The organism is Nocardioides sp. WG-D5, from assembly GCF_054031175.1.
Genome location: NZ_CM132928.1, coordinates 3,757,820 through 3,775,649, shown reverse-complemented (window position 1 = coordinate 3,775,649; position 17,830 = coordinate 3,757,820). Strand labels below are relative to the sequence as shown.

At 66.5% G+C, this 17,830-nt stretch carries 15 protein-coding genes; 5 read left to right on the top strand and 10 right to left on the bottom strand.

Annotated features, from left to right (window positions below; genetic code table 11):
• Nucleotides 1-20: 20 nt before the first annotated feature.
• Nucleotides 21-4,061 (bottom strand): carboxypeptidase regulatory-like domain-containing protein, encoded by a 4,041-nt coding sequence (locus ACWZJV_RS18350; protein ID WP_457177700.1) that lies wholly within the window; start codon nt 4,059-4,061, stop codon nt 21-23.
• A 328-nt stretch (nt 4,062-4,389) separates the two neighbouring features.
• On the opposite strand from ACWZJV_RS18350, the gene ACWZJV_RS18345 reads away from it, so the two are divergent.
• Nucleotides 4,390-6,201, top strand: coding sequence for a hypothetical protein (locus ACWZJV_RS18345; protein WP_457177698.1), 1,812 nt, complete (start codon nt 4,390-4,392; stop codon nt 6,199-6,201).
• Between the two features lies 1 nt (nt 6,202).
• Here ACWZJV_RS18345 and ACWZJV_RS18340 read toward each other — a convergent pair whose 3' ends face one another.
• The gene (locus ACWZJV_RS18340) at nt 6,203-6,742 is read right to left on the bottom strand and encodes a TOPRIM nucleotidyl transferase/hydrolase domain-containing protein (RefSeq protein WP_457177696.1); all 540 of its coding nucleotides are present in this window, start codon (nt 6,740-6,742) and stop codon (nt 6,203-6,205) included.
• A 74-nt stretch (nt 6,743-6,816) separates the two neighbouring features.
• On the opposite strand from ACWZJV_RS18340, the gene ACWZJV_RS18335 reads away from it, so the two are divergent.
• Complete coding sequence (locus tag ACWZJV_RS18335) at nt 6,817-7,566, top strand: helix-turn-helix domain-containing protein (RefSeq protein ID WP_457177694.1); 750 nt, start codon at nt 6,817-6,819, stop codon at nt 7,564-7,566.
• Nucleotides 7,560-8,345, top strand: a complete 786-nt coding sequence (locus ACWZJV_RS18330; protein WP_457177692.1) for a hypothetical protein — start codon at nt 7,560-7,562, stop codon at nt 8,343-8,345. Before ACWZJV_RS18335 ends, ACWZJV_RS18330 begins: the two co-directional genes overlap by 7 nt.
• Nucleotides 8,346-8,348: 3 nt before the next feature.
• Here ACWZJV_RS18330 and ACWZJV_RS18325 read toward each other — a convergent pair whose 3' ends face one another.
• The 7 genes from ACWZJV_RS18325 to ACWZJV_RS18295 form a co-directional block, all read right to left on the bottom strand.
• Nucleotides 8,349-8,963, bottom strand: a complete 615-nt coding sequence (locus ACWZJV_RS18325; RefSeq protein WP_457177690.1) for a nucleoside/nucleotide kinase family protein — start codon at nt 8,961-8,963, stop codon at nt 8,349-8,351.
• 444 nt (nt 8,964-9,407) lie between these two features.
• Entirely contained in the window at nt 9,408-10,085 is a 678-nt protein-coding gene (locus tag ACWZJV_RS18320; RefSeq protein ID WP_457177688.1) for a hypothetical protein, read from the bottom strand.
• A gap of 77 nt (nt 10,086-10,162) precedes the next feature.
• On the bottom strand, nt 10,163-11,431 hold the full coding sequence (locus ACWZJV_RS18315) for a WXG100 family type VII secretion target (RefSeq protein ID WP_457177686.1): 1,269 nt from the start codon (nt 11,429-11,431) through the stop codon (nt 10,163-10,165).
• Nucleotides 11,428-11,718 (bottom strand): hypothetical protein, encoded by a 291-nt coding sequence (locus tag ACWZJV_RS18310; RefSeq protein ID WP_457177684.1) that lies wholly within the window; start codon nt 11,716-11,718, stop codon nt 11,428-11,430. The genes ACWZJV_RS18315 and ACWZJV_RS18310 overlap by 4 nt, the downstream gene beginning before the upstream one ends.
• Nucleotides 11,715-12,029: an SAV_915 family protein gene (locus ACWZJV_RS18305; RefSeq protein WP_457177682.1), complete on the bottom strand. Its 315-nt coding sequence runs from the start codon at nt 12,027-12,029 to the stop codon at nt 11,715-11,717. The genes ACWZJV_RS18310 and ACWZJV_RS18305 overlap by 4 nt, the downstream gene beginning before the upstream one ends.
• Before the next feature lie 40 nt (nt 12,030-12,069).
• On the bottom strand, nt 12,070-12,831 hold the full coding sequence (locus ACWZJV_RS18300) for a hypothetical protein (protein ID WP_457177680.1): 762 nt from the start codon (nt 12,829-12,831) through the stop codon (nt 12,070-12,072).
• Nucleotides 12,832-12,996: 165 nt separating this feature from the next.
• Entirely contained in the window at nt 12,997-13,512 is a 516-nt protein-coding gene (locus ACWZJV_RS18295; RefSeq protein WP_457177678.1) for a LacI family DNA-binding transcriptional regulator, read from the bottom strand.
• A gap of 539 nt (nt 13,513-14,051) precedes the next feature.
• Between ACWZJV_RS18295 and ACWZJV_RS18290 the strand changes: the two genes are divergently transcribed.
• Nucleotides 14,052-14,528 carry a hypothetical protein gene (locus tag ACWZJV_RS18290; RefSeq protein ID WP_457177677.1) on the top strand — a complete coding sequence of 159 codons (477 nt, stop codon included), beginning with the start codon at nt 14,052-14,054 and terminating at the stop codon, nt 14,526-14,528.
• Between the two features lie 79 nt (nt 14,529-14,607).
• Nucleotides 14,608-16,569, top strand: coding sequence for a DNA (cytosine-5-)-methyltransferase (dcm, locus tag ACWZJV_RS18285; RefSeq protein WP_457177675.1), 1,962 nt, complete (start codon nt 14,608-14,610; stop codon nt 16,567-16,569).
• Here dcm and ACWZJV_RS18280 read toward each other — a convergent pair.
• Nucleotides 16,546-17,823: an ATP-binding protein gene (locus ACWZJV_RS18280; protein ID WP_457177673.1), complete on the bottom strand. Its 1,278-nt coding sequence runs from the start codon at nt 17,821-17,823 to the stop codon at nt 16,546-16,548. The genes dcm and ACWZJV_RS18280 overlap by 24 nt on opposite strands.
• Between the last annotated feature and the right edge of the window lie 7 nt (nt 17,824-17,830).

Genomic DNA, 17,830 nt, shown 5'->3' with positions numbered 1-17,830 from the left:
TCCGGGGCCCCGTCATCGGGCTAGTCCAAAGGCTTCAGGTCGAAGTTGTAGACGGTCGTCTGACCAGCCACGATCTGCGCCTTCTTGGTTGCCGGCACGAACCCGTCGGCCGCGACGATCACCTGGAGCGGCGCGTTGGACTTCTGCATCCAGTACCCGTAGGTGCCGTCCGCCTTCGTCCGCAGCGTCACGTCGTAGGACACACCGTCGAGAGCCACGACAGCTCCCTCGAGCGGCTCGCCCGAACCCGTCACCGTGCCCGTGATCTTGCCCCAGCCGGAGGGCGCCTTCACGATCATGGTCGCCGGGACCGGCGCCACGGTGTAGGGGGTGTTGTTCCCGATGACCACGTCGGCCGTGTAGGTGCCCGGCTGGTCGACCGTGGCGTCGAACGTGACGATCGCGGTGACCGCCTTGCCCGGCGCCAGCGTGAACGACGGCGGCTGGACGTCCAGCCAGGCGACGCCACCGCCGCCGGTCTCACCGGTCACATCGAGGATGATGTTGGAGTCGGGGAACCCGAGCTCCGCGGCGTCCGTCGGCTCCGGCGTACCGCAGGCGTCGGAGGCCAGGTAGGTCGGCGACGTCTCGGCAGCGGGGTTGCCGCCGAAGTAGACCGCCGCACCCGCCACCGAGACGACCAGGATGTCGTCCGGCGCGATCTCCGCGGAGGCCGCGACCGGCACCGTGTAGGTCGAGCCGAAGTCGCTGGTCACCGTCGTGGTGCCCGACCCGATCGGGGTCAGGTTGGCGAAGGTGAACGCAGCACCGGCCGGCAGGGTGTAGAGCGTCGCCGTCACCGGCGTGTTCCCGTTGGCCGTCTCCTGGACCGCGAAGCTGACGCTGGTCGGCGTGAAGCCTCCGGAGATCCCGAAGTCGCCCGGCGAGTAGGTGCGCAGGATCGTCGTGGTCCCCGAGGGGCACGCGACGGAGCTGGACTGCACGACCTCGTGCGAGCTCGAGTGGGACAGCGTCGTCTCACCCGCCGGCGTGGGCGCGATCGCGGTGACCGAGGGCTTCCCCGACGTACCGAGCTTGCTGCCCGGCTTCGAGGAGGTCAGGCCCGACGACTTCGAGCCGGCGCCCGCCTTCGTCTTGACCGCGGTGGCCTTCTTGGTGGTGCTCTTGGTGACGCCGGCCGAGGCGGTCTTGTCACCCAGGATGACGACCTCCTCGCCGGTGGCACCCAGATCGACCTCGACCGGCGCCGAGCCGGTGTTGGCGATCTTCAGGTTGCGCGAGACGGAGCCACCCATCGCGAGGCTCGCGTTGAGCGCCGTCTGGGTGACGGCGAGCCGGCCGGCCTTGAGCTGGGCGTCGGAGGTGACGGTCGCGTCCTCGGCGACGGTGACGTCGCGGCTGACCGAGACGTAGTCGGGCGCGGTGATGCTCACGCCGTACGCACCGGTCACCGCGTCGACGCTGTAGGAGCCGTCGGCGCCGGTCTCGACCGTCTTGGCGGACCCGCCGGCGGCCGGGGTCAGGGTGACCTCGGCGCCGTCGATGCCCGACTTGGTGTTGTAGTCGGTGACGACACCGGAGACCGTGCCCATCGGGGCCAGGTCGAAGGTGATCGACTTGTCGTCGCTCAGCGAGGCGGTGTTGAGCGAGAACTGCGTGCCGATCGTGCCGGTGGCGTTCTCGATGCCGACGGTGGCCGAGCCACCCAGGGCCCGGTCCCCGCTGGGGAGGTCCCCGTAGCCCAGCTCGACCCGGCCGTCCTCGAAGAGGGTGACCGAGAAGTCGAGCGCGTCCGTCGTGCCGAGCAGGAGGATGTCCCGCCACTCGATGACGAACGCGTCCTCACCGTCGACGGTCGTCGCCCCGGTGAACACGTCCGCGTCGCCACGGGCGTCGAGGTCGTCCCAGAACGGGTAGATCGCCGCGTTCGGCACGCTCGCCGACGGGATCCCACCGTTGGCGTAGGCCGTGCTCGAGGCGAGGAAGTTCACGTGACCGTTCGAGGTGACGTACGCCTTGGCATAGCTGCCGCCGTAGAGCGGGAAGCTGAACGGCAGGTCCACCGAGGCGGCCACGTCGTCGCCCTCGAGCCCGAGAGCGGTGGTCCCCGAACGTACGCCGCTCGAGCCCTCGGAGCAGAAGTACCCGTAGTCGTCGTAGGAGAAGACCACCTTCACGTGGTGGGTCTTGTTGCCCGTGACCTCGATCTCCGAGCTCGTCGCCTCGGCACAGCCCGACCCCTCGGTGAAGATCGTGTACGTCCCCTCCGGGACGCCCGCGAACGAGTAGGTGCCGTCGGCGCCTGCGGTCGCGGACAGGTTGCCCGGCGACAGCTGGACCACGGCCCCGGCGACCGGGGCGTCGGTGCCGGCGTTGGTGACCGTGCCGCTGAGCGTGTACTTCGGGGCCTCGGCGAGGTCGAAGTCGACGGTCGTGGTGGCGTCCTCGGTGACGGTCGCGGACCCGGTCTCGGTGACGAACCCGAAGGCCGAGGTGGTCAGCTCGTAGTCGCCGACGTAGACGTCGGCCGAGAAGTGACCCTCCGCGTCGGTGGTGAGGGTGCGGTCGAGGGTGTCACCGTCGAGCTCGACGGTCGCGCCCGCGATCGGGTCGCCGCCGCTGGTGACGGTGCCGGCGACCGTGCCGCCCTCGGCCGGGGCCAGCGCGATCAGGCGTGCCAGGTCGAGGTAGCCCTCGCCGTACACGTTGTTGTTCGCGGCGGTGCCGCCGCAGGTGGTGTCGTCGACGTCGGTCGCCGCCTCGTTGAGCAGGCGGCGGGTCTCCTCGACGTTGCCGATCAGGGTCGGGTTGTAGCTCCACAGCGCCGCGACGGCGCCGGCCAGGTGCGGCGCGGCCATCGAGGTGCCGTTGTAGCTGGCGTACCCACCACCCGGGACGGACGAGCGTACGTTCACGCCCGGCGCCGCGATGTTGGGCTTGACCAGGCCGTCCTGCCCCGGGCCGCGGCCCGAGAACGAGGCGACCGTGCCGGAGGAGTCGACCGCGCCCACGGAGTAGGTGAGCGTGTTCGCGCCCGGCGAGGACGTCCCCTGGCACATGGAGCCCGGGTTGCCCGAGGCCCACGAGGAGAACTGGCCGGCTGCGTTCCAGGCCGCGTTCACGTCGTCGAAGAAGGAGTCGATGTAGCCGACGCCGTTCCAGCCCCAGGAGTTGTTGATGACGTGCGGACGCTTGGACACGTCCGGGTTCTCGCCGTCGGCGTCGGTCGGCTCCAGCAGCCACCAGCCCGACTCGAGGAGACCGGCGTCGGTGCCGCAGCAGCCGTTGGTCTCGATCCACTCGGCGTCGGGGGCGACACCGATCTGGTTGCCGGCGCCGTCGTCGCCGACCATGGTGCCCATGGTGTGGGTGCCGTGGCCGTCGAGGTCACAGGGACCGCTGGAGCAGTCGCCGTAGGCGTCGAACCAGTTGTAGTCGTGGGTGAAGGTGCCGTCGCCGTTGTTGCCGCGGTACTGGCCGACCAGGGCCGGGTGGGTGTAGTCGGTGCCGGAGTCGACGCTGGAGACGACGATGCCGGCGCCGGTCGCGCCCTGCGCCCAGGCCTCGGGAGCATGGATGAAGTCGATGCCCCACTCGGTGCCCTGCGGCGCCTTGGTGGCCGTCTCCTCCTTGACCGGCTCGACGAGCGAGAGCTTGGCGCGTTCGTGGACGGTCTTGATCTCGGGGTCGGCGGCCAGCTTCAGGGCCAGCTCCTCGGAGCCGCCCTTGACCAGGATCGCGTTCGAGATCGCGTACGTCTTGTAGCTGGCCTTGGCGGCGTCGAGCTGCGCGACGGCCCCGGCCTGGGAGGCCTTCGCCGTCTTCTCCAGCGCGTCGACGACGTACTGACCGCGCTCGGTCCAGTCCTTGATGGACGTGGCAGGCCCGAGGTTGGCCTTGTCGGAGAACCGGAGCCAGAAGTCGGTCGAGTCCGACTTCTCGAACTTCGACTCGAGGGTGGACGAGAGCTTGGCCGCGGGGGCCTTGTCGTCGGCTGTAGGGGTGCCGGCGAATGCGGGGGTGGCGGCAAGCATCGCAGCGGTGGCGGCGAGTATGCCCGTGGCTGCTACGGCCGAACGGCCGAGGCGTGAATATCTCAAGGTGGGTCTCCTTGCGGAAACCGTCGGCAAAGCCCGTGACAGATCGTGCGCGTTTCCCGGGTGATGCGGACGGATCGAATATTGCCGCCCGAAATCGTTCTCCGAATTTGTTACAGGTAAAGACATTCGGGCCGCCGAAGCGCGGCAGATACCTGTCAATGTCGTAAAAGCGACACGTGGTCTAGACAGGTTGGCGAGTCAAATATGACACGGGCGCGTCATTGACACCGCGCCCGGTATCCGCGCCGATCGAAAGCCCCCTGAGCACCGCGGGTCGTTGAGGTAGGTCCCCTTTCCGTTCGCTGTACGTTTTTGTGAAAGGAGGGGCATGTCTGCGATCAAGCGCGTGACGAACACGTCCGAGGCCGAGGCGCTGGCGGCGTTGCTCAACGGCGACACCCGCACCAAGCCGACCGTGGTGGTGACCGTCGCGTCCGGACACACCGATCCCTACGCCGACGTGGAGCGGATCGCCGCCGAGATCGGCGACCTCGCCGAGCTCTACCTGGTCACGACCGGCGGACACACCTGGGCCTTCTCCAACAAGATGACACCCGGCACGCAGGTCTACGGCGGCGCCGGGCGGGTCTACCCGATCGGCCTGGGGTGGAACGTCGACCTGAAGCAGGCACCGCTGCGCTTCGCCTGGAACAAGTCCGAGGGCAAGAAGCTCACCGGACAGCTCATCGACGACGCCCTCGACATGGCCGCGGCCGCCGGCCTCTTCGACAGCGCCCGCACCGCGTCCACCCGGGAGCGCCGTGCCGGCACGGTGCGCTCGATCATGAGCGAGCGCGCGCTGGTCGACCTCGTCGGCGGCGACATGGCGTCGATCCCGCCCCAGCTCGCCCAGGCCGGGGTGCCGATCGAGCGGGTTCTCGCCCCCGGGATGCACGTCGACGGCGTCCTGGAGAAGAAGTCACGCTGGCTCGACATCCGGGAGAGCCGCCCCACCGCGGACGAGGCACTGAAGACGTACGCCGCCGGGGACGTCGTCCCCGCGCAGGTGCGCTCCGTCCTCGCCGGCTCCGCGGACCTCCGCCTGCATCCCGACGTCACCGTCGAGCTCTTCCGCTCGGACGTGACCGGCGACCCCGACGACGATTTATCGGCGCTTCTCACTCCTGGTGAGGTCGTGCTCGCGCGCGTCCTCGCGACCGGCCCCAAGTGGCGGCTGTCGCTGCGCGAGGTCCGCGAGCACGACACCGCGCGCGAAGCCCTTTCCCTGTACGCCGGCGGCCCGCCCTGGCTCGACCCGGATGCGCCGCCGCCCGCCATCGTCGAGCACGTCGAGACCGTGCCCTCGGCTCCGGAGCCCGACGAGAGCGTGCCGGACGCCGAGCCAGTTCCCGAGGCGCCGCCCAGGCCGGCGGTGCCGAGCCCGGCGATGATGCCGCGCCGCCGGGGCGAGCCGGTCCGAGCGGTCCGGCCCGCACCTGCGCCCTCGCCTGAGCCGTTGCCGGCGAAGGAGCCTGCGCCGGCGAAGAAGGCGGCGGTGCAGTCGATGTCGCTGCAGGTCACCGCGATCAAGGCCGAGAAGGCCCATCTCGAGGCCGAGCTGGCCGAGCTCCGCGACCAGGTCTCGGGGCTGCGCAACGAGCGCGTGCAGTTCGCCAAGGACCTGGCCCGCGCGGCGCGGCAGGTCGAGACCCGCGACGCCGAGCTGGCCCGGATGCGCTCCCAGCTGCGCCGAGCCAAGCAGCGCACCGCGCCGCCCGACGTCGCCCTGCCCGTCTTCGCCGACCGCGAGCGCGGCTTCCGCCATCTGGTCGAGGCCGCCTGGGCCCGCCGGATCCCGGTCGGCGAGCAGCCCACCCGCCCGCTGCCCGAGTTCGCGATCGGCGACCGGTTCCTCGACAGCGTCGACGCGCTCGAGGGCATCACCGTCGACAAGATCGCCGACGTGGTCATGGAGGTGCTCACCGGCCTCGCGGAGCAGTCGACCGGGCGCGAGCTGCACCAGCTGCGTACGTCTGCCGGGGGTAATGCCGCGCCACAGTCACGTCCCGACGGCGCGGTCTGCTACCGCGTCTCGATGCAGATCCACACGCCCAGCGCCCGCCGGCTGCACTTCTGGAAGTGCCCCGACGGCACCATCGAGCTCTCCCGCGTCGTCGTCCACGACGACATGGAGCCGTGACTCAGCCCCAGCACCAGGTGAGGAGCCCCACCAGCGGGTCCGGGATCGCCTCGATCTCGACGGCCTCGCCGAGGATCGTGCCGTAGCGGATCTTGCGTCCCGAGGCGGTGCCGAAGAAGCGGTGCAGCTGGTCGGCGACTTCCTCGCCGCGGTGCTCGGGCTGGTTCTGCAGCGTACGGAACTTGCCGCCCTCGCCGTTGGCCTCCAGGATCTCGACGATCCGCGCCGCACCGATCGCCCGGATCATCTCGTCCTCGAGGTCGCGGCGGCACGCGAAGAACCCCTGCCCGGAGAGGTCCTCACCGAGCTGGCGGCCGAGCGCGTTGGCGACGAAGCGCTCCTCGGCCTCGTCGTAGAGCCCGCCGACCCGGTGTCCCGCCGCCGTCGTCTCCTTGATGAACCGGCCCGCGTTGCCGGCGCCGTTCATCGAGACGACCTCGATGCCGAGCTCGGTCAGCTCCACCCCGTAGCGCGGCGCCAACGCCTCCACCAGAGCCTTGTCCGACTCCCCCTCGACGAGCAGCGTGATCGGTCGCGTCATGGCGGACACCTTAGAAGAAGGTGCGTCGGCACGCCTGTTCCATATATGCAACATCCTTTACTAGGGTTGCATATATGGAACAGGACGTCGGGCGCCTCGTTGCGGAGTGCATCGAGCGCTCGGGGCTCAGCGCTCGGCAGGTGGCTGCGCGGGCCGGAGTGTCCGCCTCGACCGTTCACCGGATCGTCAACGGCGTGGTCAGCCCATCGGTCGACACGCTCGACACCATCACCACGGCCTGCGGCGCCGGGCTCGTGCTGAGCGCCGCTCCGCTGGCGACGCCGGCGGCCGCGGCGGGAGCGCGCACGATCCTCGATCCGCTGTATCCGACCGAAGTTGCTCCTGACATCGAGCATTGGGCCGGCCGGCTCGACGCCTGGGCCGACGGCGACCCGGTCGAGATCGTCGAGGCGGCCGCGCGGGCCTCCGGCGTACTGCACCGGCCGGAGGCCGTCCGACTCAGCGGGGAGACCACCATCGGCCGGCTCGCCTCCGCCGGCGACGCGTCGGGACAACGGTGGGCGCTCTCCGGTGCGGCGGGGCTGGACCTGCCGTCCTTCGACGAGGCCGTCCCTGCGATCTCGGTGATGTGGTGCGAGGACCCGAGCGCTCTCGCACCCGTTCTCGTCGGCGGGCCCCTCCGCCCGGCGTCCGCCCCCGACGGTGCCACCGTGGTCGTCGCCGCCGCCGAACCGGACCTGTTCCTCGGTACGTTCGAGCGCGACCGCGTCGTCTACGCCGCCCCGATCCAGATCGCCATCGACGCCCTCTCCGTCGGCGGCGACGCCGCGGACCGAGCCCGCGAGGAGATCCGGACATGGTGACGAAGCAGCCTCGCTGGGCACCGGACCCCGAGACGTACGCCGCCCGCAAGCCGGCCACGGACGACACCTACCGCGTGGTCGCCGACCGCGAGGACCAGGTGCGCGATACCGGCGTCTGGTGGACCGAGATCGACACCTCTCGGATGCTCCCCGGCGACACCGAGCGGGCCTGGCGTCGGTTCCGCGCACACCTCCCCGAGCTGGTCTGGCACGCCGCGCGGCTCGAGGGCAACAGCTTCACCCTTTCCGAGGTGCGCACCCTCCTCGCCGGCATCACCGTCGGAGACCACCCGGCCGGGGAGGAGCGGCAGGTGCTGGCGCTCAGCGAGGCGTACGGCACGCTCCGCGACCTGGTCGGCTACGGCAGGTTCCATATCGACAAATCAACGTCCGACCGCCTCAACCGCATCGTCGCCCGTCATGAGTCGCCCGACGCCGGAAGATTCCGCGGCGAGGGCACCCTCCGCCGCGGTGGCAGCGAGCTGCTCCGGACCCGCTTCGCGGCGCTGCGGGAGCGCGTCGCCGAGACCGACGACCCTCGACTCCAGGCGCTGATCTACTTCTGCTCCGCCGCCCGCACCCGGTTCTACACCGCCGGCAACAAGCGCACCGCCCTGTTGATGATGACCGGCATCCTGATCTCGAACGGCTTCGACCCCATCACCGTCCCCCACGTCCGGCGCCTCGAACTCGACCACGCCCTCGACACTCTGGTCACCACCGACGACGCCACCGAGCTGATGTCCTTCCTCGTCGACTGCGTCGCCTCCGAAGGCTGATCATCACAGCACCCGATCTGCCCGATCACGTGTCGCCCGCACCAGCGCGGCGTTGCGCAGATCGCTCGCTGCGATCTTCGCCTCCGCCTCCTCCCGCGACTTCCCGCCGGCGAGGAACCGCTCGAGCAGCCTCGGCACCAGGACCTCGTCCGGAACATCGATGAACCAGACCTCATCGAGCAGACCACGTACGTCCCGCCACGGCCCCTCCTCCAGCAGCAGGTAGTTGCCCTCGGTGATCACGATCGACTTGTCCTCGATGACCACCCCACCAGGCACTGGCTCGTCGGTGACCCGGCTGAACGTCGGCCACTCAACCCGTTCCTGACCCCGCACCTGTCGCAAGGCGGCCACGTACCCCTCGGCATCAAAAGTGTCCGGCTCCCCCTTCCGCGCCCTCGCCCCCATCGCGTCCAGCTCCGCGTTGCTCCGGTGGAACCCGTCCATCGGCGCCACCACCGCGACATGCCCGCCCTCATTCAGTACGTCCCGCAGCCGCTCCGCCAACGTCGACTTCCCCGCCCCCGGCGGCCCGACGACGCCGAGCAGAAATCTGCTGCCGGTTTTCTCCCGTAGCTGCTCCGCCAGCCGAAGGAGTCCGCTCTCACTGACGGCCAACGTAAACCTCCACGACGCACCCGAGCCGATCGGCAATCGGGTCTTTTACTAGACGATGACACTCCGCGAAACCCGCTCGCGCCGACGGATCCCAGCCACGCATGATCACGTCAGCCCAGGCCAAACGGCAACGGAAGGCGATCCCCGCATCCCCGATTCGGTGGATACGTTCCGACGCAGATCGACCACGACTCGATCACGAGCGCCAATGGAAACATGAAGTCCCGAAGGCCACTCACCCGATGAGCACGGCGCTCCTCATCGGCGCAGGTATCGGCTACCTGCTGGGCATCCTCGTCGGCGTGTGGATCGCGCACGGCCGCCGGACCGCTCACTAGACCGCCACGCCGAGCTACCGCGTCGTGCTCGCCCGCACCCCCGCAAGCGTCGCGACATCCTTCACCGTCGTCCGGCGCTACCTCACGGTCGCAGGGTCCAGCGTCATCACCGCTGCCCCCACAACCTACGGCGCCGACGCTGACCGCCGTCATGAGCGACCTCGGCGCGCTTACGGATCTCGGCAGCCAGCCCGTCGATGCCACCCTCGATACCGTCGAGAATGAGCATCTCTCCAGGAACCAAACGGGCACACCACAGTCGCGGCGTCCGCCGCGTGTGGTGGATCGCGGACGGATCAGCTGGCACCACACGGACGTCGTCGACGCGAGGCATCGCCGTGTCCACATCGCTGAACGCAATCTCGCTGCGCAGCCCGAACTGCTCGTTCACGATCCTCGTAGGCGTCAGCCATACGCCACCAAGCCGGAACAGACCGACAGCACGCAGGACAGGGAAACCCAAGAAGTACGCCGCTGGGAAGGCCGCGAGCACCGGCCAGAGCCAGTTCTCCTCGACTGCTCCGACGACGCCCATCACCAGAAACCAACCACCAAGCAGGACGAGCACGATGTTGCTGACGACACTGCCTCGGTGTGCCCTTCGAGGCAGGAACCGCGCGGGCTCGTTGTCGAGGACAGTGTCGCGGGCAGGGTGAGCCGGTTTCCTTGAACGCTTGGCGAGAATCAAGCCGACGCAGGAGATCAGAACGATCAGACCGAGCACGATGGGGAGCGACGACCACACGATGATGAAAGGCTCATCGTGGTAGTTCCTCAGGACCACAGCGCCGATCCCCAACGACGCCAACCCGGAGAAAACCGCAAGGGCACTGCCAACCGGGCCGGGGGCTTGGGGCGAACTCAGTCGAACCACCCGCCAACGGCCTTCACTGCTCCTGACACTCCGTCTCCGATGGCTTCGCCTGTGTCAGCCAAAGCCTTCCCGCCTTCCTCCAGCGCCTTGCCCACATCGGGCCCGTTTTCGAAGAGTGAATCGATCGCCCCATCGGCGAAGATCGCTATTCCGGCACCGACAGCCGTGCCGACAACTGCACCAACTGCGGTGCCCAGGCCAGGAACCACCGAGCCGACCGTCGCCCCTACGATAGCGCCGGTGGCGATGGTTGCGCCGGCGCCTGCTGCGACTCCAAGTCCTGCAGAAACGCCTTGCGACACGACGATCTGCGTCCCCGTTTCACCCTCTTGGTAGTCGTTGTACAGACCAAGGCCGAGTCCAAGGGGACCAAGCACCTTGCCGGCACGTCCGAGGAACTTCGGGATCTTCCCTCCGTCGAGTTTCGCTGCGTCGTCGAGAAGCTTCTCTGCCTTGTCGAGCTTCCCCTCGAGGGCAAGCTGATCTGCCCTGAGCTTCGTCTCATCGAGGGTTTCGAAGAAGAGCCACTTCCTCTTCATGTAGCGCTCCGGATGCGCTTGGAGATCTCGGATGGCCTGCTTCGTCTCATCGACAAGGGCCTGCGCCCGGCCGTGGAGCTTCGACTGCTTCGCGGCGACGTTCACGCCAATCGCACCTGCCGCGGCGGCACCGAGCACGTCCGCAGCGTTCAGGATCCAGGCCGCATGCTGGTTGAGCGCATATTCCTCTTGAAGGGCCTTGCACGCCGTCGCGTATTGCCGGTCGATGCGAGCAGCCTCTGCCTTGGCGTCGCTGTACGCGATGACCTTGTCCAGGTGATCGTTGTACGCCTTCACGTCCTTCTCATACTGCGACACCTGCTCAGGTGTCCCGGTGAAACTTCCAGGCGGCTCAACTGGCGGCGGCCCAGGGTCTTGGACGAGAAAGCCAGACACGACAAGGTGTGCATCCCGCGCGTCACGCCGTACGTCCTCCATCTGGTCCTGGCATCTGCGCAGCTTCTCGCCGAAGTCCTCGAGGTCTCCAGCCATCTTCTTCGCGGCCTTCTCCAGGTCCTCGGTCTTGTCGCGCGCCCGAGACATCATGTCGACGAACTCATCACCCGCGTCCGAGTTCCACGACCCGTCCGCGTTCCGTCGGGAGTCGTTCAGCTTGCCGGCGGCATCTCCGATCTTGGAAGCGAGCTTGCCCTTGACCCAGTTCGCGGCACTCTCCACGTGCGCCGGGTTTCCTTGGATCTCGGTGTCGATGCTCAATTGCCCATCACCTTTTTGATGTCGCTGAGGCCAGCCTCAGCGTCGGCGTCTGCACGTTCGTAGTAGCGGCGGCACAAACGGACCGCATCAGCCGCGCCGGACATCGACGTCGACACGTTGCCAGCGCTGTCGACGATCTGGCTCAACATGCTGGTGATCACCGCGGTCATCGGACCAGCATCGATACCGCTGGGAACCCCGCTCGCCAGGCCCTCCAACCCTTCCGCGCCGTCGTCCAGACCACTGGCGATATCGCTGAGCACATTCAGCTCGACATCGACACTCATGAGACCCCGTCCTTCTCCCAGTCGCGGAGACCTGGGTCGACATCGAGGAACAACAGGTCGTAAGGCGTCTCGTCATGCACGCGCTGGAGTGCTGGCACATCACAGACCACCCATGGCGCCTTCGGCAAGTAATAGCGATGGAGCCGGTCGATCGCCGAGTACGTGTAGAGAGCCGTACGTCCGTCCTCCACCTTGTGCATGAGGATCCTGCGTGTTGCCGGGTCGTCCTCGCTTGTCGTGGGCACGTACACGAGCGGCGGAAACTCAGTCCGGTTCTCCGATGTTTCCGCACTGGACTCGTTGTCAACCATGGCCAAACCCTCCCGATAGAGATGTGAATTCCACAACACGTCACCGCCCACGACGGGGCTGCTGTGGCTCGCCGCCGGCGTTCAACCCCAATGCATCCTGAAGCCAGTCCGCAAGCGCCTCGGCGGTGTGTCCCATCATTGAACAGCGGACAACCATCGAATCCGTCGCGATCCTGCGGCTTCCTCGCCACAGCGCCGGACACTCGGTCACCACCGCGGGTGACTCCAAGACCAGCACCACGGCATTCCCCCTGCCACGCACCACCCGAACAGAGCTCCCAGGACAACCGGACCAGCCGGCCGGGGTGCGATGAATGACGTAGCCATCCAAAATCACGAGCGCCTCGTTGCGACGCCTGCCAACCACAGCAAGCAGCGCACGAATCAGGAACCATGCGCCAAGCGTTCCGACAACCAGAGCTCCAAGGAGCCAGTCGCTGCCAGCGCGAACCGCCAGGACACAGATCACGACTCCCGCCGTCCCCAGTCCCAGGTCGAGCCCGACCGCGTGCCACCAGTCCCCCCGCCATGCATGAACCTCGAATCCGGCCTTGCCATCGTGGACATGCGGTTCGACCGTCGGCAACTGTCTCGTCACGACCAACGCCACGACCAAGACGAGGGTGATCACGACCGCGAACAGCGTGAACCAGGCAGCAACGCGCACCGGGAGCACGTTCGCGGGGACCTGCGAGAACGCAACCCAAGCAAGCAGAGAACCGAGCGCCGCCAACAACACGTTGCCCGCAACCTCACCCCACTTCGCGCGGCCGCGGAACGGGATCGCTTCTGGCGCCCTCATCAGATCGCTCCTGCTATGTGGTGGGCCATCGTCTGCTTCCAGTCGAGAACGGGTGGTCACGGACTCTCATACCCAGAATCGGATGTCCTAAACCAACATCTCGAGAAACTCAGAAAGAAGGCTGACGAGAACACCGTCGCGCGCCGCGCTCGAGCAGGTGCTTCGTCACCTCATACCCGGCCTGCCGCGGCTGTCGATCAGCACCCGATCGACCTTGCGCTGCCCGACCTCCCCGATCAGCACACCGGCGGCAACTGGTCGTCGGTGGACGATGATGCTGTCCTTGAGCCGGATCGGGTTGAGGATCAGCCCGTCGATCTGGTGCTCCCGGGCCCGCGAGACCAAGTCGTACTCCCGCTTCGGCTCCGCCGCCGTCTCCTCGATCTGCACCACCATCCCGCGCTCGTGCGCCACCTGCACCACCCGGTGCACGACATCCGCCGAGAACGCCGTCGCCAGATCCGGCAGCGCCAGCGCGATCACCCCGGTCCTTCCGTTCCGCAGGCTTCGGGCACGCAGGTTCGGTACGAACCCCAGCTCCTCCACCGCCGCCAGCACCCTCTCGCGGGTGTAGGGACGTACGAACACGGTCTCGTTCATCACGTTCGACACCGTCATCGGCGACACCCCCGCAAGCGCCGCGACATCCTTCACCGTCGCCCGGCGCGGCCCCGTGGTCATGAGGTCAGCGTAGATGAACCCACGAGCGTCAGAGACCGGGGAAGGTCTTTCGAAGCACTTCCATAAGCTGCTCAGCGATGGCCCGGTCGACCTGTATTGACTGACTGCTCTTCGGCGCGCTCTCGCGTGAATCCGAACCGAACGTCGTGAGGTGCAGCAGCCGCTCATTCCGTGGACCGTCGACTGTCTGATAGAAGCAGTCCACTTCTGACGTGTGTGGGCGCACATTCTGCGTCCCTGGATCGAGCGTCCTGATACGAGCCATGAAATCCCTCTCGAAGATCCTTCTTCCACGCTAGGACAACGGTGGCGAGCCCGCCACAGAACGAGCGATGTTGCGGTCACATCCCACCGAGGATCCGGTAGGGCAACAGGCATGCGCGGTTCTGCCACTGTGCGCGCCCTTAATCGAGACTGAGCGTGTCGCGAAGATGACGATCGTGGACTAGCTTCTTCGCGGATGAGCTGCGAAGCTCGCCGACGTGGAGGGCTATGCGCGGCATGTGGGGACATTGGTGCCACTGCATCATGCCGCGGAGATGAAGAAGGTAGATGAACTCGCTCAAGATCTCCTCGCACACATCGAGGCGACAAAGGATGAGATCGCCGCGATCCACGTACACGGCGCCAAGAGCCAGGAGATTCAGGCGCACTTCGCCCGTTTGCTTCGTCTTGAGCTCGGCTTCAGGGAGGAGGTCGTCCTGACTCCGCAGGCAGGCTTCGTGACGAAGGCTCGACCGGACTTCTTCTTTCAGCTCGGAGCTGGCCGCGGCATCATCGCAGAGGTCGAGCGCGGCGGTGCGACGACGAACAACCATGACCTCAAGGACATGTGGAAGGCGCACATCGCCGTCGACGCCCAACACCTGTTCCTCTTGGTCCCTCGCAACAACTGGCGGGAGGACGGGTCTCCCCGGGAACGACCGTTCCAGACCGTCGCCCGCCGCCTCGGAGCGTTCTTCGGCGATACGCGTCGCGAGGTGGACGTCCTCAGCGCACACATCTTCGCGTACTGATCCAGACTTGCCCGCGACACCGACAGCGGCGATCACGTCGACGCGTCCGAGATCCGTAGACTGCTCCCGAGGTGAACACATGAGCGAACGAATTCCGAGTCAGCCCGCAGTCTTCGACCGGGGGATGCCCCTGAAGCTGGCGCCCCATGCTGAGCACGTCGACGATGCCGACCGGCTCGTAGACCACTGTCGAGCGCTTCGCTCAAAGCAACCTGGAACGCTGCTCGCTGCAGATCTGTTCTCAGGAGCTGGGGGTATGAGTCTCGGACTCGAAGACGCTGGCATGCGTGTCGTTTTCGGCGCTGACTTCGACGCAGACGCGTTAGAGACCCACGCTCACCACTTCGGCGGCATGGCTGTCGACTGGGATCTCGGCGACCCGACCAACGTCGATCGTGTGGGAAAGATCCTCCGGTCTGTCGAGATCGACGTTATCGCCGGCGGCCCGCCGTGCCAGCCCTTCTCCAAGGCAGGTCGCTCCAAGATGCGTCACTTGGTCCGGGAAGGGATGCGAGAGCCGCACGACCAGCGACGCGACCTGTGGCGTTCCTACTTGGAGATCATCCACACCGCGCAGCCGCGTGCGGTGATCATGGAGAACGTGCCGGATATGGCACTGGACCGCGAGATGTTCATCCTCCGAAGCATCGTGCAGGAGCTGGAGGACGCCGGATACGCCGTGCAGGAGCGCGTGGTCGAGACATCCTCATATGGTGTGCCTCAGTTTCGGCAGCGACTGATCCTTGTCGCGTTGAAGAGCGGCTCGGACTTCACGTGGCCAGAGCCGACTGAGGAACGTGTAACACTGAGCAATGCCATCTCCGATCTGCCCAGCGTCGACCCGAAGGCCGGCTGGCAGGCTGAGACGACCAGAACTGAGTACAAGCCGTACAGCGGCCCCACAACGAGCTTCCAGCGTGAGATGCGGAGCGGGGTCTCCAACCTTCATCGCTTCCGCGTGTACGACCACGTCACCCGCAAAGTCCGCGACGACGACCTCGAGGCTTTCGAGCATCTGGACACGAAGACCAAGTACTCCGAGCTGCCTGAAAACCTCAAGCGGTATCGCGACGACATCTTCGATGACAAGTACAAGCGCTTGGACGGCGACGACCTGTCTAGGACCATCACGGCGCATATCGCGAAGGACGGCTATTGGTACATCCACCCAAGGGAGAACCGGACGCTCACTGTCCGAGAGGCTGCAAGGATCCAGACATTTCCGGACGACTTCAGATTCGCTGGATCACCGACGTCAGCGTTCCGGCAGATCGGTAACGCTGTCCCGCCGTTCCTCGGACGTGCAGTCGGTCGGACGGTCGTCGAAGCGCTCAACGCTGACTCGGGTGTGAAGGCGGTCCCAAGCTCTTGGACCCGTAACGCTCTTGCCGCCTGGATCGAAGCCCACCTCGAGGAGTTTGACCCCTGGATCACCTCGGGATCGCGGTGGAAGGTCCTAGTTGGCGAGACGCTGCTCGGCGGCGAGAGTGATGTGGTCAAGCGGGCTCTTTGGCCCCTAGTAGCAGGTTTGGAACGGCCCCAACAGGTCTTGGATTCGGACGAGACGATCCGCGAGATCTGCGAATGGATCGACCGCGCGCAGGCTGCTGACACATTGCTGGCGATGGCTGACACATTGGTGGAACATGGCGTCGATTCGACGATCCCCGATACCGAACTCCAGATCCTCGTCCAGGACAAGCTCGTCCCCAACGGGATAGCTGAGCTCTCGATGGTGGTGCAGTCCGACGAGGAGGAACCCGTCATCGCCACAGCCGGAGCGCTGAGGGTTGCGGGGCGATTCTTCCAAGGCAACGAGGGATGGCTGCGCAACCGCAACAGCGATGGACGTATCGCAATCGCGCGGCTGATCGGTAACTCCGAAGCCAGTCGGGCTGCCCAGCTCGCTCTGATCGAACTCGGCCAGCGGACCTGCACACCGAAGGCCCCCAATTGTGGCGGTTGTCCGCTCGCCATGTCGTGCCGCCGCAACTTCGACGACTCCGCCCGAGAACGTCTACAGACCCAGCGCGTCCGCTAAGTCGGGGTTTCGTCGCCGTAGCGTGTCAACGGCGATCTTGAACGAGGGCAGTCCATTCTCTTCAAGCAGAGCCGCTTTGAGCGCCACGCCGACCTCATGCAGGGCGACCTGGGAAGCAGCGGACTTCGAGGCCTCCTTACGGTCACCTGCATTCGCCGAGCGTCGGTAGGCGTCGTTGGCAAGGACCGAGAGTTCATGCACAGGTCGCTCAAGCATCTGCTTGAGCGACGGCGGAAGTTCGACCTTCATCTTCGCGACGTTGATCTGGAAAACCTCATCGAGATTCGTGTCGAAGTCGATCGACGCACGAGCGAGCTTCGTGTGCTCGTCGATTCCTCGAATCCCCGACCAGCCGCCGTGCTGCACCAGACGATCGGCCCGATAGATATAGAGGCCCTGCTGCCGGTTCCACTTCAGCGGGCCCGACATCCGGTCGAACTCATCGGAGGATGAGAACCGATCACGGGCAGGCAGAATGTATCCGCGGAATTTTACCGACGAGGATCCGCCATCGGCTTCGATCTCGAATCGCTGCTGAGGCAGCGCTTTCGTCTCCGGCTCCGAGAGTGCAAACGGGTTCCAAGGCTTAAGTTTCTCGCCATTCACCGCCATTACCATCTCGTTGCGGTTCGCAACAGTTCCCTCTATGAAGCGGTGGAACACCATCGCGAGGTGCTCGCTGGTCTTAGACGCAAGGCTACCGAGCCGCCGGCGGCCCCAACCGTTCTCCGCATAACGGTCCGGAAGCACTCGGTCAAGGTCTTCCCACACGACAACAGTCCCCGGCGCCTCTTGGAGCTTGTCGATCGCACGCTCGATCGCTGGCGAGCTCTCATCCGCCAGAACAGCCCACGAGTCGTCACGTGCGACACGATTGAGATCGAGGGTGACGACGTGGATATCAGGCTTGCCTCGGTGGCTACGAGAGACGACAGTCAACCGTCGGCACTGAGAGAACGAACCGGTCTTGAGGCCCAACCCGAATCGGCCCAGCTCGTTGAGCTCGTAGCCCCGCCTGGTCCCGAAGCGCAAGGCTTCGACAGCTTCGGTCTGGTTCATGCCGGAGCCATCGTCGGAGATGAGCACATACGACCCATTCGGTTCGAAGACCGTCTCCACGTTGATGTGCGTCGCACCTGCTGCGACAGAGTTGTCGACGATGTCCGCGATCGCAGTGTGGAAGTTGTAGCCAATGTCGCGCAACGACTGGGTCAGCCGCGCTGCCGACGGTGCCACATCGTACGATCGACTCATTACCACC

Coding starts and splice junctions, on each gene's coding strand:
- ACWZJV_RS18345 (WP_457177698.1), top strand. CDS start 4,390: ATGTCTGCGATCAAGCGCGTGACGAACACGTCCGAGGCCGAGGCGCTG.
- ACWZJV_RS18330 (WP_457177692.1), top strand. CDS start 7,560: ATGGTGACGAAGCAGCCTCGCTGGGCACCGGACCCCGAGACGTACGCC.
- ACWZJV_RS18305 (WP_457177682.1), bottom strand. CDS start 12,029: ATGGTTGACAACGAGTCCAGTGCGGAAACATCGGAGAACCGGACTGAG.
- ACWZJV_RS18295 (WP_457177678.1), bottom strand. CDS start 13,512: ATGACCACGGGGCCGCGCCGGGCGACGGTGAAGGATGTCGCGGCGCTT.
- ACWZJV_RS18290 (WP_457177677.1), top strand. CDS start 14,052: ATGAAGAAGGTAGATGAACTCGCTCAAGATCTCCTCGCACACATCGAG.
- ACWZJV_RS18300 (WP_457177680.1), bottom strand. CDS start 12,831: ATGAGGGCGCCAGAAGCGATCCCGTTCCGCGGCCGCGCGAAGTGGGGT.
- ACWZJV_RS18280 (WP_457177673.1), bottom strand. CDS start 17,823: ATGAGTCGATCGTACGATGTGGCACCGTCGGCAGCGCGGCTGACCCAG.
- ACWZJV_RS18340 (WP_457177696.1), bottom strand. CDS start 6,742: ATGACGCGACCGATCACGCTGCTCGTCGAGGGGGAGTCGGACAAGGCT.
- ACWZJV_RS18335 (WP_457177694.1), top strand. CDS start 6,817: ATGGAACAGGACGTCGGGCGCCTCGTTGCGGAGTGCATCGAGCGCTCG.
- dcm (WP_457177675.1), top strand. CDS start 14,608: ATGAGCGAACGAATTCCGAGTCAGCCCGCAGTCTTCGACCGGGGGATG.
- ACWZJV_RS18310 (WP_457177684.1), bottom strand. CDS start 11,718: ATGAGTGTCGATGTCGAGCTGAATGTGCTCAGCGATATCGCCAGTGGT.